9 protein-coding genes and 1 pseudogene are annotated in these 12,310 nt (G+C 73.1%); 4 read left to right on the forward strand and 6 right to left on the reverse strand.

Annotated elements, in window-relative coordinates:
- Positions 1-2,662 (reverse strand): preprotein translocase subunit SecA (gene secA, locus ACW0Q9_RS23465; protein ID WP_456184729.1); only part of this gene is annotated, 2,662 nt, incomplete at its 3' end.
- 160 nt (positions 2,663-2,822) lie between these two features.
- Here secA and ACW0Q9_RS23470 point away from each other — a divergent pair.
- Positions 2,823-3,989 carry a GNAT family N-acetyltransferase gene (locus tag ACW0Q9_RS23470; RefSeq protein ID WP_456184731.1) on the forward strand — a complete coding sequence of 389 codons (1,167 nt, stop codon included), beginning with the start codon at positions 2,823-2,825 and terminating at the stop codon, positions 3,987-3,989.
- The gene (locus ACW0Q9_RS23475) at positions 3,986-5,092 is read left to right on the forward strand and encodes a GNAT family N-acetyltransferase (RefSeq protein WP_456184733.1); all 1,107 of its coding nucleotides are present in this window, start codon (positions 3,986-3,988) and stop codon (positions 5,090-5,092) included. The genes ACW0Q9_RS23470 and ACW0Q9_RS23475 overlap by 4 nt, the downstream gene beginning before the upstream one ends.
- A gap of 66 nt (positions 5,093-5,158) precedes the next feature.
- Here ACW0Q9_RS23475 and hpf read toward each other — a convergent pair whose 3' ends face one another.
- The 5 genes from hpf to mtrA all read right to left on the reverse strand — a co-directional run bounded on the left by hpf (position 5,159) and on the right by mtrA (position 11,051).
- Complete coding sequence (gene hpf, locus ACW0Q9_RS23480) at positions 5,159-5,803, reverse strand: ribosome hibernation-promoting factor, HPF/YfiA family (RefSeq protein ID WP_456184735.1); 645 nt, start codon at positions 5,801-5,803, stop codon at positions 5,159-5,161.
- Positions 5,804-6,058: 255 nt separating this feature from the next.
- Positions 6,059-6,751: a ComF family protein gene (locus ACW0Q9_RS23485; protein WP_456184737.1), complete on the reverse strand. Its 693-nt coding sequence runs from the start codon at positions 6,749-6,751 to the stop codon at positions 6,059-6,061.
- A gap of 7 nt (positions 6,752-6,758) precedes the next feature.
- Positions 6,759-8,597, reverse strand: coding sequence for an LpqB family beta-propeller domain-containing protein (locus ACW0Q9_RS23490; protein ID WP_456184739.1), 1,839 nt, complete (start codon positions 8,595-8,597; stop codon positions 6,759-6,761).
- Positions 8,594-10,348 (reverse strand): MtrAB system histidine kinase MtrB, encoded by a 1,755-nt coding sequence (gene mtrB / locus ACW0Q9_RS23495; protein ID WP_456184741.1) that lies wholly within the window; start codon positions 10,346-10,348, stop codon positions 8,594-8,596. The genes ACW0Q9_RS23490 and mtrB overlap by 4 nt, the downstream gene beginning before the upstream one ends.
- 13 nt (positions 10,349-10,361) lie before the next feature.
- A complete protein-coding gene (mtrA, locus tag ACW0Q9_RS23500) occupies positions 10,362-11,051 on the reverse strand; it encodes an MtrAB system response regulator MtrA (protein ID WP_046564340.1) in 690 nt (229 codons plus the stop codon).
- 211 nt (positions 11,052-11,262) lie between these two features.
- Here mtrA and ACW0Q9_RS23505 point away from each other — a divergent pair, with 211 nt between their 5' ends.
- Positions 11,263-12,102: a hypothetical protein gene (locus tag ACW0Q9_RS23505; RefSeq protein ID WP_456184744.1), complete on the forward strand. Its 840-nt coding sequence runs from the start codon at positions 11,263-11,265 to the stop codon at positions 12,100-12,102.
- A pseudogene (locus ACW0Q9_RS23510) lies at positions 12,099-12,310 on the forward strand (DUF4129 domain-containing protein); the annotation flags it as partial. The gene ACW0Q9_RS23505 and the pseudogene ACW0Q9_RS23510, both read left to right, overlap by 4 nt.

Raw genomic sequence — 12,310 nt, forward strand, 5'->3', positions numbered from 1 at the left:
CGCGCTCGATCACCGGCGCGCCACGGCCGGCCTCGCCGTCGACGGAGGGCGCCGAGTATTGCAGGCCCTGCTGCTGCGGCGCGCGGTTGAGACCCTTGGCGCGGATCTCCACCGGCTTCTCCAGCAGTTGGACCTCCTCGGCCTCCGGCGCGGGCTCCTCCACCTGCACGTCCAGGTTGTAGAGGAAGCCGACCGTCTCCTCCTTGATGCCGTCCATCATGGTGGCGAACATGTCGAAGCCCTCGCGCTGGTACTCGATGACCGGGTCGCGCTGGGCGTACGCCCGCAGGCTGATGCCCTCCTGCAGGTAGTCCATCTCGTAGAGGTGCTCGCGCCACTTGCGGTCGATCACCTGGAGCAGGACCATCCGCTCGAGCTGGCGTACCGCCTCCTCGCCGAGCTGCTCCTCGCGCCGGTCGTACGCGGCGTGCGCGTCCTCCTTGAGGCGGGCGAGCAGGAAGTCCTGGTCGAGGCCGGCCCGGGAGCCCACCTCCTCCTCCAGCTCCTCGATGGTGACGCCCACCGGGTAGAGCTGCTTGAGGTTCGACCAGAGCTGGTCGAGATCCCAGTCCTCGGCGTAGCCGTCGCTCGTGGCGCCCACCACGTACGCACCGACCACGTCGTCGAGCATGTTGCGGACCTGCTCGGAGAGGTCCTCGCCGTTGAGCACCCGGAGGCGCTCGGCGTAGATCACCTGGCGCTGCTTGTTGAGCACCTCGTCGTACTTGAGGACGTTCTTGCGGATCTCGGCGTTCTGGCCCTCGATCTGGGCCTGCGCGCTCTTGATCTGGCGGGTGACCATCTTCGACTCGATGGGCACGTCCTCCGGGATGTTGAAGCGCTCCATCACCGCCTCGACGGCACCGGCCCGGAAGCGCTTCATGAGGTCGTCCTGCAGCGACAGGTAGAAGCGGGACTCGCCCGGGTCACCCTGCCGGCCGGCGCGACCGCGCAGCTGGTTGTCGATCCGGCGGGACTCGTGCCGCTCGGTGCCCAGCACGTAGAGGCCACCGGCGGCGGCGACCTCCTCCGCCTCGACATCGCAGGCCTGCTTCCACTTCGGCAGGATCTCCTCCATCGCCTTCGCGTACTCCTCCGGCTGCTCGACCGGGTCGAGACCGCGCTGGCGGAGTTCGTTGGCGGCGAGGAACTCGGCGTTGCCGCCGAGCAGGATGTCCGTGCCGCGGCCGGCCATGTTGGTGGCGACCGTGACCGCACCCTTGCGCCCGGCCTGGGCGACGATCTCCGCCTCCTTGGCGTGGAACTTCGCGTTCAGCACCGAGTGCGGGATGCCCCGGCGGCGCAGCATGTGGGAGAGGATCTCGGAGTTCTCCACCGAGACCGTGCCGACCAGCACCGGCTGGCCCTGCTCGTGCCGCTCGGCGATGTCCTCGACCACGGCGTTGAACTTGGCCTTCTCGGTCTTGTAGATGACGTCCGCCCGGTCGAGGCGGACCATCGGCCGGTGCGTCGGGATGGTCACGACGCCGACCTTGTAGACCTTGTTGAACTCGCTCGCCTCGGTCTGGGCCGTGCCGGTCATGCCGGAGAGCTTCTCGTAGAGGCGGAAGTAGTTCTGGAGGGTGATGGTGGCCAGGGTCTGGTTCTCCTGCTTGATCTCCACCCCCTCCTTGGCCTCGATCGCCTGGTGCATGCCCTCGTTGTAGCGGCGGCCGTGCAGGATGCGGCCCGTGAACTCGTCGACGATGAGGACCTCGCCGTCGCTGACGATGTAGTCCTTGTCGCGCTTGTAGAGCTCCTTGGCCTTGATCGCGTTGTTCATGTAGCCAACGAGCGGGGTGTTGACCGACTCGTAGAGGTTGTCGATGCCGAGCCGGTCCTCGATCTTGGCGACACCGCGCTCGGTGATGGCGATCGTGCGCTTGGCGTGGTCGACCTCGTAGTCGCCCTCACCGTCGGTGCCGGGCTGGAGGCGGGCCACCACGGCGGCGAACTCCTGGTACCAGCGGGCGGAGTGCTCGGCCGGGCCGGAGATGATCAGCGGGGTGCGGGCCTCGTCGATGAGGATCGAGTCGACCTCGTCGACCACCGCGAAGAAGTGACCGCGCTGGACCAGCTCGTCCCGCGACCAGGCCATGTTGTCGCGCAGGTAGTCGAAGCCGAACTCGTTGTTGGTGCCGTAGGTGATGTCGCACTCGTAGGCCGCCCGGTGCTCGCTGGCCGGCCGGTTGGGCAGCACCACGCCGACGGTGAGGCCCAGGAACTCGTGCACCCGGCCCATCCAGGCGGCGTCGCGCTCGGCCAGGTAGTCGTTCACCGTGACCACGTGCACGCCCTTGCCGGCGAGCGCGTTCAGGTAGACCGGCATGACCGAGGTCAGGGTCTTGCCCTCACCGGTCTTCATCTCGGCGATGTTGCCGAAGTGCAGCGCCGCACCGCCCATCACCTGGACGTCGTAGGGCCGCTGGCCGAGCACCCGCGAGGCGGCCTCCCGGCACACCGCGAACGCCTCGGGCAGCAGGTCGTCGAGGGTCTCCCCGTCGGCGAGCCGCTCCTTGAACTGGTCGGTCATGTCCCGCAGCTCGTCGTCGGTGAGGTTGACGTAGTCGTCCTCGATCGAGTTGACGGCGGCGGCGATGGCCTTGAGCCGACGCACCATGCGGCCCGCGCCAGCGCTAAGGACCTTTTCCAGAATCGACACGGATCAACGCTCCCCTAGACAGTCTCGAACCATCGTAGGCGCTCGGGCGCGGTGATGGTCACTGGTGGCGGCGGTCCGGGGCCGCGAACCCGACATAACGCCGAGCGGGTGCGCTGACCGGCGGTAATCGGGTTACGCCGTCCGCGAACGATCCGGCACGATGGCTCGGGTGGAGCCTGTGGAGATCATCGAGGACGGCCTGCTGCTGCGGCCCTGGCGAGCGGAGGACGCCGACGCGGTGTACCGCGCCTGCCAGGATCCGGACATCCAGCGCTGGACCACCGTACCTCGCCCGTACCTGCCCGAACACGCCCTGGGATTCGTGACCACGATCAGCGGGACGGCCTGGACGGAGGGCACCGGGGCGCACTTCGCGGTCTGCGACCCCGACACCGGCGAGCTGCTCGCCTCCTGCGGGCTGGTCGCGATCAACCGGGGCCTCGACTCCGCCGAGGTGGGCTACTGGACCGCGCCCTGGGCCCGCGGCCGGGGCGTCGCGGTCCGGGCCACCCGGGCGGTCGCCCGCTGGGCGTTCGACGCGCTCAAGGTGCGCCGGCTCATCTGGCAGGCGGAGGTCGGCAACCACGCCTCCCGGCTGGTCGCGCTCCGGGCCGGCTTCCGGGTCGAGGGCGAGCTGCGGCTGGCCCACCCGGCGGTCGACGGCCGCCAGGAGGGCTGGATCGGCTCGCTCCTCCCGGCCGAGCTGGCCGCGCCCGGCGAGCCGTTCCCGTACGGCCCGGACACCCTGGAGGCCCGCCGGGCGGCGGTCTTCGGCCGGCCACAACCGGTCCTGTTCGCCACCTCCGGCGCCACCGAGCTGCGGCTGCGCCCGCTGGAGGAGCGCGACGTCGAGGCGCTCGTGACCACCTGCCGGGACGAGGAGACCATCCGCTGGACCACGGTGCCGCACCCCTACCAGCGGGAGCACGCCGAGGGCTTCCTGCGGGACGTCGCGCAGGCGGCCTGGGCCCGGGGCACCGGCGCCTCCTACGCCGTCGCGGACGCCGAGGACCGGTATGTCGCCTCGATCGACCTGCGCATCTCCCCCGGCACGCCGCTCGTCGCCGACGTGGGCTTCATGACCGCGCCGCACGCCCGGGGGCGCGGTCACCTGCCGGCCGCGCTGGCCGCGCTCTGCGCCTGGGGCTTCACCACGCTCGGGCTGGCCCGGGTCGAGTGGCGGGCCAACGTGGGCAACACCGCCTCCCGACGGGCCGCCGAGAAGGCCGGCTTCACCGTCGAGGGCACCCTCCGCGGCGGCGTGCAGCACCGCGGGGAACGGCAGGACGTCTGGGTCGGCGGGCTGCTCCCGCAGGACCTGCGGTGACGCCGGAGATCATCGAGGCGTACGGGGTGCGGCTGCGGCGGGATCGGCTCACCGACGTGACGGACACGGCCGCCGCCTGCGCCGACCCGCTCACCCAGCGGTTCCTGCCCGGCCTGCCCGACCCGTACACCGAGGAGAGCGCCCGGTGGTGGATCACCGAGGGCGCACCGGCGGCCTGGGCCGGCGGTGGCGCGGCGTACGTGATCGCCGACCCGGCCACCGACCGGCTGATCGGCGCGGCCGGCCTCAGCCACCCGGTGAAGGAGCGTGGGCAGGCGGAGATCGGCTACTGGGTCGCGCCGTGGGCGCGCGGCCGGGGCGTCGCCACGGCCGCCACCCGCGCGCTGGCCGAGGCGGCCTTCGCCGCCGGCACCGTCCGGCTCGAACTGCTCACCCAGGAGGAGAACGCGGCCAGCCAGCGGGTGGCGCTGGCCGCCGGGTTCCGGCACGAGGGGGTACGCCGGTCGGCCGGCCAGGGTCGGGACGGTCGGCACGACCTGGCCGTCTGGGTACGCCTCGCCGGCGACCCGCCCGGGCCGACCGCCCGGCTGCTGCCGGACCTGCCCGAGGGCCGGCTCACCGACGGCGTGGTGACGCTGCGCCGGCTCGGACCGGCGGACGCCGAGGCGCTGTACCGGCTGCACACCCTGCCGGAGGTGGTGGCGAACCGGGTCCCGCCGGTGGCGCCGGACCGGGCGTCGATCGAGCGGCGCTGCCGGCTGGCGGAGAGCCACTGGCTGGCGGGCCGCTCCGCCGACCTCGCGATCCTCGACGCGGCGACCGGCGCGGTGGTCGGCGGCTGCGCCCTGGTGTACGACGAGCCCGCCACCGGCCAGGGCATGCTCGGCTACAGCCTGCTGCCCGAGGCGCGCGGCCGGGGGTTGGCCACCCGGGCGGTGGGGCTTCTCGCCGGCTGGGCGTTCGGTGTCGGGTTGGCCCGGCTCTGGGCGGGCACCCGGCTGGAGAACGCCGCCTCCCAGCGGGTGCTGGTGAAGGCGGGGTTCCGGCGGGAGGGGCTGCTGCGCGGCCGGCTCCCCGGCCCGGACGGCGCCCGCACCGACTCGGTGGTCTTCGGCCTGCTGTCGACCGACCGCACCCACTGACGGCGGAAGCCGTGGTGGTCGCCCACCACGGCTTCCGGCCGTGTGTCCTTGAGGGGTGGTCAGTGGTCAGGTGTCGAGCGAGATGATCCCGTAGTCGTAGGCGTGCCGGCGGTAGACCACGCTCGGGCGGCCCGACTCCTTGTCCTGGAACAGGTAGAAGTCGTGGCCGACCAGTTCCATCTGGAACAGGGCGTCGTCGACCGTCATCGGCTCGGCGGGGTGCACCTTCGCCCGCGCGATGTGCCAGGGCTGGTCGTCGGGTTCCTCGTAGCTGCTCTCGTCGGGTCGTTCCGCGACGGCGGTGGCCGTCCCGTGCCCGTTCAGCGCCGCGAGGCCGGGACCGTCGAGGTCGGCCACCGGCAGGCCGGCGGTGGCGGCGGCGACGGAGAGCGGCGCGTGCCGGCCGCGGTGCACCCGGCGGCGGTCGGCCGCCCGGCGGAAGCGCGTGTCCAGCTTGGCGATGGCGGCGTCCAGCGCGCTGTAGAAATCATTCGTGCAGGCCTCGGCCCGGATCACCGGACCGCGCGTCACGCAGGTGATTTCCACCCGCTGGCAGTGATCGGCCTGGCGCGGATTGCGCTCGTGGAACAACTCGACGTCCACGCGAATGAGCTTGTGGTCGTAGCGTTCGATCTTTGCGAGCTTCTCGGCTACGTGCACCCGGTAATGGTCCGGCACTTCGACGTTACGGCCCTTGACCACGATGTCCACGTGACCTCCCTTGTTCGGACGGTCGTTCGGTCCGGATCTTTCCGGTCGACGCACCCAGGGAGAACCCCGTTCGGCGTCGACCGATGGTGTACGGCTACGCCTCCTTCCAGTGCCGGGGGAAGGTTGGCAACCCTCCTACCCCCGACACGAAAACGCTAACTCCTGTTCGGCCACCAGTCACCCCCAGTTGCCGGGAGAGGCCGCGAAATTTAACAGCTCATACACCATGGGGTGAAACGGAAACACGAAGCGTCACTAATGGTGCCGCTTTTGCGTTGCGGCGAGCACCGCCGCGACCTTTGGCGTCATTCCCGCGTCGTGCAGGATGCGGCTCACCGCCGCCAGGGTCGCCCCGGTGGTGACGATGTCGTCCAGCAGCACCACCGGCCCGGCCGCCCCGCCGGCGCGGCGCAGCCGGAACGCCGCCTCGGCCGCGGCGGCCCGGCCGGCGCTGTCCAGCGCCACCGAGTCCGGCCGGGGCAGCGCGCGCAACGGCCGGAGCACGCGTACCGGCCAACCGGCCGCGCGCAGCCGGGCCGCCGCGTGGCGGGTGAGCCGGTCCAGGTGGTCGCCGTACCGGGCCCGGGCCGCCCGCGCGGTGTCCGGCACCGCCACCAGGGTCACCGGGCCAGGCGGGCCCACCGCGGCGGCCACCACCTCGGCCAGCAGCGCGCCCAGCGGCCGGGCCAGCCCGTGCCGGCCCCGTTCCTTGTACGCCAGCAGCCCGTTGCGCAGCGCGCCCCCGTACGGGCCGAGGGCGACGCAGGGCGGCAGGCCGGCCGGGGCCGGATCGGGGCGGGTCGGAGCGGGCGCCAGCGTCTCCAGCTCGCTCACGCACCGGGGGCAGAAGCCCTGGCGCAGGCCCGGGACGCGCTCCCCGCAACCGGCGCACCCGGCCGGCAGCACCAGGTCCGTCAGGTCCGACCAGAGCCCGCCCAGGTCCGGCACCGGCGCCTCAGTAGAGGAAGAAGGGGGCGGTCGGGTTGGTCGCCCGGCTGCCCGCCGGCACGTCCAGCACCTGTTCCCGCTTGATGTTCTCGAACGGGTTGTTCCGGTAGGCCGCCCGGTTCGCCTCGTACATGTACGACAGCGCCGGCGGCCCGCCGACCGCGCCGCCCGGGTAGGCCGCCAGTTGGGTCACCTCGGCGCCGATGTCCGTCTTGAGCGCGATCTCCCAGGCGCCGTCGACCGTGATCTGGTGGATGGCCGGCCGGTCCGCCTCGTTGCCGGCGAGGACCAGTTCGTGCTCGTTGAGCCAGTCGACGGCACTGATCCCGGTGAGCAGGATGGCCAGCCGGCGCGGCTGGCCCACGCTCACCACGCCGCCGTCGGCGTTCACCGCGGCCACGTAGAGGGCACCGCCGCTGACCAGGGCGATCCGGTGCCCGTCGAGGGACCCGGCGACCGCCACGACCGGGCCGGGCACGGCCAGCGGGACCAGGCTCATCCCGGCCGACCCGTCGAACCGGTAGAGCTTGCCGTCCGCCGCCACCAGGCCGGCGGGATGCCGCTCGTCCAGCGAACGGAGCCAGGTGGGTCGGCCCAGCGTGCCGTACGTGTGGTCGCTGGTGTCGAACACCGTCACCGGCTCCGGGCCGGAGCCGACCTTGAGCCGCTGCCGGCGGTCCGTTCCGGTCACCACCAGCGCTGCCAGCACCTGGTCGTCGGCGCGGGCGAGCGCCGCGGCGACCACGTTCTTGTTGACGGCGGGCGCCAGTGGGACGGCGGCTCGCGCCTCGTTGGCGATGGCGAGCGGGCGGATGGCGCCGTCGTAGACGCTGAAACGCGCCGGGGCCTCCCCGGCCGGGTAAGCGGCGTGCGCCGCCCGCTCCTGCTCGAGGTCGACGGTGCGCCGCTTCTGGTTCTGGATCTTCAGATCGAGCTGGCCCTCCAGCTCCGGCAGCGACCAGGCGAGCTGGGTGGCGAGCAGGCCGAGCTTCTTGTCGTCGGCCCCCGGCATGGTGAGGTTGACCTCCCAGTGCCCGTCCGCGCCGGTGGCGTTGTTGATCGGCCGGGTGCCGTCGGGCAGCCCGGTGACCCCCGGGGCCAGCCAGTCGGACGGGCCCCCGGTCAGCCACTTCACGACGTCGGTGACCCGCCGCTCGGCCGGCACCGACGAGGGCAGGTAGCGCAGGTCTGGCACGAGCCGCGACTGGTCCGAGTTCCAGAAGTAGATGGTGCGCGACCGGTAGTACGCCCGCAGCGCGCTGTCGCTGATCAGCAGCCGGTTCGGCACGTCGGTGAGGAGCAGCCCCGGACCAGCCGGGTCGGCCCGGCGGAGCGGGAACACGTACTCGGTCTCGCTGGCCACCGGCGGCGCCAGGGTGCCGTCGGCGCGCAGCACGCCGACCTGCTGCACCTTGACCGTCACCTCGCTGGTGCCCTGGTTGTTGGGCGGCGTGACCTCGGGCTTCTCCCGGAGCCGGACCACGGTCAGCTCGATCTCACTGCTCTGCTGCTTCTCGGTCAGCAGGTTCTTCGCCTCCGGCGCGATGAACTGCTTGACCCGGGAGTACGCCTGCTCGCGCTCCCCGGCGGCGGCCGCCCTCAGGTAGTTGTCGATGAACGGGCCGGGCTCGGCACTGTCGCCCGGGGTGGGCGGCCGCGCGGGGCTGCCGTTGAGGGCGCCGGCTTCGGCGGGCGGACCCGAGCCGTCGACCTGGACCTCGGTCTCCTGCGGGATCCCGCAACCGGCCAGCCCGGCGGGAAGCAGCAGGCCGGACACCAGGGCGACCAGCACCCGCCTGCCGACCTTCGTCCGCGCCCTCGGGGCTCGCCCACTCCTCGCGCTCATGACGTCACCTCGGCCCGGTCGTCGTGCTCCGCCGGCCCGATGGCCAGCGAACCGGCGCCGCTGCCGGGCCCGATGGCGAGCGGGCCGCCGCTGCGCGGACCGCCGAACGGCAGGGTGGCGTCGGCCGGCACCAGCCGCAGCGGTGAGGTGGTCAGCCGGTCGCCGGCGCGGGCCGGCAGGGTCAGCCGGAACTGGGCGCCCTGCCCGGGCGCGCCCCACGCCTCCAGCCAGCCGCCGTGCAGCCGGGCGTCCTCGAGGCTGATCGACAGGCCCAGCCCGGTGCCGCCGGTCTGCCGGGCCCGGGACGGGTCGGCCCGCCAGAAGCGGTTGAAGACCAGCTTCTCCTCGCCCGGCTTGAGCCCGACGCCGTGGTCCCGCACGGTGACCGCCACCGCGCTGTCGTCCATGCCGAGGGTGATCCGCACGGGCTTGGCCTCGCCGTGCTCGACGGCGTTGCCGACCAGGTTGCGCAGCACCCGCTCGACCCGGCGCGGGTCCACCTCGGCGATCACCGGGCTGTCCGGCAGGTCCAGCTCGATGGCCACCCCGACCCGCTCGGCCAACCCGGCGAGGCGCTCGGCCACCCGGTGCACCACCGGCACCAGGTCGGTGGGCTCGCTGTCGAGCATGGCGAAGCCGGCGTCGAAACGGCTGATCTCCAGCAGGTCGGTGAGCAGTTCCTCGAACCGGTCCAGCTCGGCCTGGAGCAGCTCGGCGCTGCGCGCCACCGCCGGATCGAACTCGTCCCGCTCGGCGAAGATCAGGTCGGCGGCCATCCGGACGGTGGTCAGCGGCGTCCGCAGCTCGTGCGAGACGTCGGAGGTGAACCGCCGTTGCAGCCGGGACATCTCCTCCAGCCGGAGGATCTGCCGTTGCAGATTGGTCGCCATCTGGTTGAACGAGGCGGCGAGCAGGGCCAGGTCGTCCTCGCCGTTGACCACCATGCGCTGGTCGAGCAGGCCGGCGGAGAGCCGCTGCGCGGTCCGGGCGGCCACCCGGACCGGGGTCACCACCAGGCGGGTGACCAGGGCGGCGAGCAGGCCGAGCAGGAGCACCAGGGCCGCGCCGGTGGCCACCACGGTGGCCCGGGCGTCGGCCGCGGTGGCGTCCTGCCGGGTCAGCGGTACGAGGTAGTAGAGCTCCAGCTGCCCGAACCGGGTCGGCACCGGCGAGCCGTAGACCAGGTACTTGGTGCGCTGGCCGTCGAGCGTGCCGGTGCGGACCTGGTGGGCGACGTTCCCGGCCGCCACCGAGGTGCGCAGCTCCCGACTGATCAACGGGCGGACCTGCACGTCGGGCGAGGTGCGCGGCTCGATGAACTCGGTGAAGTTGTCGGCGGTGATCGCCACCACCACGCCGCTGGTCTGCGCCGGGTCGCCGCCGGCCAGGTAGTTGACCGTGCCGTCGATGGTGTCCTGGAGCTGGGCCTCCTGCGGCTGGCTGTAGAGGTTGAACTGCTTCGAGGCGTAGTCGCTGCCGTTGCGCAGGCGCAGCAGGACATCGGTCTCGGCGTTCTCCAGCAGGATGTTCGTGAGCTTGTCGGCGATCAGGTACGCGAAACCGCCCACCAGCAGGCTGGACGCCACCAGTGTGATGGTCACCACACGGACCTGGAGCGACCGCCGCCAGGTCTGGTGCACGCCGGCGGCCAGCCGGGCCGTGCGGCCGGCCAGGACGCGCCACAGCGCCCGCGCGGCGCGGAGCCGGCGGGACGCGGTGGTCGGCGAGTCGGGGGGCGGGGAGGTCACCACAGTGCTGACCAGGCTATCCGGTGCCCGCCTTGTAACCCACGCCCCGAACGGTGAGGATGATTTCAGGTCGCTCCGGATCCGGCTCGATCTTGGCGCGCAGCCGCTGCACGTGCACGTTGACCAGGCGGGTGTCGGCGGCGTGCCGGTAGCCCCAGACCTGCTCCAGCAGCACCTCCCGGGTGAAGACCTGGCGCGGCTTGCGGGCGAGCGCGACCAGCAGGTCGAACTCCAGCGGCGTCAGCTTCACCTCCTCGCCGTCCCGGCTCACCGTGTGCGCGGGCACGTCGATGGTGATCTGGTTGCCGGGCGGGCCGATGGTGAGCAGCTCCGGCGCCACGTCCTCGCCCCGGCGCAGCCGGGCCCGCATCCGGGCCACCAGCTCCTTGGGCTTGAACGGCTTGACCACGTAGTCGTCGGCCCCGGATTCCAGCCCGAGCACCACGTCGACCGTGTCGCTCTTGGCGGTCAGCATGACGATGGGCACGCCGGACTCGCCCCGGATGGCCCGGGCCACGTCGATGCCGCTCATGCCGGGCAGCATCAGGTCGAGCAGGACGATGTCGGGCCGGCTGTCACGGAACGCGGCCAGTGCCCGTTCTCCGTCCGCGACGAAGGAGGGCACGAAGCCCTCGCTGCGCAGGACGATGCCGAGCATCTCGGCGAGTGCGGGGTCGTCGTCGACCACCAGTACCCGGGCTCTCATGGGGTTTATCGTTCCATCCCCGTTCGCTAGGAGGGTGCGCCGTCTTCACGGCACGGTAGCGCCGAGGGCGGTCCGGCACCACAGCTGACGGCGTGGCCGCCCGCGTGGCGCGCTGCGGCGGACGGGTCCACCGGACGCGGACGCGCCGTGCAACCATGATCCCTCGGGCGTGTCGCCGCCCGCCACCTCCACCCGTCCGCCAGGAGTGCCCGTGCCCGACGCCGGCCCGACCGCGGCGCTCCCGCGCCGCCCGCTGACGGTCGGTGAGCTGCTCGACTCGGCCGTCCTGCTGCTGCGCGACCAGGCCCGGGTGCTCGTCCCGCTCGCCGTCCTGCTGGCCCTCGGCGAGCAGGCCCTGCTGCACCCGCTGCGGGTGCTGGCCGACGCCCGGCCGCCCGAGTGGTGGTTCGACCCGGACCGGCTCGGCTGGTACTGGCTGCTGCTCGCGCTCGGCGCCGGCACCGAGGCGATGATCATCGCGCTGCTCGGCAGTCCGGCGGCCCGGGGCGCCGGAGCCGCCCTGCTGGGCCGCCGCACCGGGCCCCGCGAGCTGCTGCGCGACGCCCGCTGGGGGGCCACCCTGCTGGCCGGGGCCACGGTCGGGCTGACCGTCCTGCTCGCCGGGCTGGCCGGCCCGGCGTGGTTCGTCGCGTACGGCCTGCTCGGCGCGGTGGTGCCGGTGCTCGTGGTGGACCGGGTGCCGGCGTACCGGGCGCCGGGGCGGGCCCTGCGGCTGGCGGTCCGGGTCGGCGGGCGGGCCGCCGCCATCCGGCTGCTCGGCTACCTGGGCTGGTGGCTGATCCGGCTCGGCATCGGGCTGGGCGTCTACCACGGCCTCGGGCTGCTGGGCCTGTTCGACGTCTCCGCCTGGGCGCTGCCGGTCGCCACCGTCGCCTGGGTGGCGGTGAACGCGGTCGCCTACCCGGCGCTGGCCTGCCTGGACGCCGTGCTGCACCTGGAGACCCGGATGCGCACCGAGGGCCTGGACATCCGGCTCTCCCGCGCCCCGGAGGGCACCCCGGAGCCCGTCCTGCTGGCGGTGCCCCGGTGAGCCGGTGGTGGACCGAGACGGTCGCCGCGCTGGGCGACGCCCTACCACTGCCGCTGGCCGCCCTGCTCCTGCTGGCCGGGGCGCTGCTGGTCGCGCTGGCCTGGTACTTCTTCCCGGCATGGGCGCCCCGCCGGCTGCCCCGGCTCGGCCGGCCACGGCTCCCCCGGCTCCGGCTGCCCCGGCTGCGCCTGCCCCGGCTGCGGCGGCC

Source organism: Micromonospora sp. I033, assembly GCF_053890995.1.